Source organism: Streptomyces sparsus (genome assembly GCF_054776295.1).
In genome coordinates, this window is sequence record NZ_BAAHCA010001193.1 from 1 (window position 1) to 1,260 (window position 1,260).

The 1,260-nt window shown below is 72.9% G+C and carries 1 protein-coding gene; it reads left to right on the forward strand.

Annotated features, from left to right (window positions below; genetic code table 11):
- Nucleotides 1-50: 50 nt before the first annotated feature.
- On the forward strand, nucleotides 51-1,260 hold a 1,210-nt coding region (locus ACYVE9_RS27355), incomplete at its 3' end, for an acyltransferase domain-containing protein (protein ID WP_461030576.1).

A 1,260-nucleotide genomic window follows, 5' to 3' on the forward strand; every position in this document is an offset into this window, starting at 1 on the left:
CGTTGTCCTCGGTGGAGGCGCAGGTCCCGGCGGTCCCGTTCCTCTCCACGGTGACAGGCCAATGGATCGAGTCGGCGGAGACCGATGCGGGGTATTGGTACCGGAACCTGCGGCAGACAGTGGAGTTGGAACCGGCAATCCGCCGACTGGTCGAGCAGGGCCACGGCGCGTTCATCGAGATCAGCCCGCACCCCGTCCTGACCGTCCCGGTTGCCGAGACGGTCGAGGACGCCGGCTCCGACGCGGTGGTGTTGGGCTCGCTGCGGCGTGAACAGGGCGGCCTGGAGCGCCTCTACACCTCTCTGGGGGAGGCGTGGGCGCATGGCGTGAACGTCGACTGGACCCCTGCCTTCGAAGGCCTGTCCCCACGCACCGTGGACCTGCCCACCTACCCCTTCCAGCGGCAGCACTACTGGCTTGAGACGAGTCCGCGTCCGGCTCCCGCTGACGGGACGGGTACGGCTGGTTCCCACGCTCTCGACGACGGCTTCTGGACCGCTGTGGAGAACCACGATGTCGACGCGCTCGCCCAGGACCTCGGCATGGAGGACCCGCGGGCGCTCGCCGAGGTCGTGCCCGCGCTGTCGTCGTGGCGGCGCGACCGGATCGACCGGTCCACGTTGGACCGCTGGCGTTACCGGGTCGTGTGGCGGCCGAGCGCTGAGCGGTCCGCTGGGGCCGACGGCCTCGCCGGCACCTGGTTGGTCCTCGTGCCGCGAGGCCACGAGGACGATCCGACCGTGCGCGAGGCCGTTGCGGTGGTCGGAGAGCGGTCGGCGGGCGGGGCACGGGTGCTGGTCGCCGGTGCGCCGGAAGCCGACCGGGAACGCATGACCGGTCTGCTCCGCGAACACAGCGACGGTGCCACCGTCGGCGGCGTGCTCTCGCTGCTCGCCCTCGACGAGTCGCCCTGGTCGGACGAGGGCGTGCAGCCCACCGGCATGGTGCTGTCGACGGTGCTGCTGCAGGCGCTGGGTGATGCCGGAGTGGACGCCCCTCTCTGGTGCGCCACTCGTGGCGCGGTCCGGGTGCACCGCAGCGAGTCGCCGGCCGGCCCGCTCCAGGCGATGAGCTGGGGCCTGGGGCGGATCGCCGCCCTGGAGTACCCGCAGCGCTGGGGCGGACTCGTCGACCTGCCCGGCACGCTGGACGCACGCGCGGGGCGGCGGCTGGTCGCCGCACTGTCCGGAGCGCTGGACGAGGACCACCTGGCGGTGCGCCCGACCGGACTCTTCGCCCGCCGCCTGGAGCGGGCCGGCG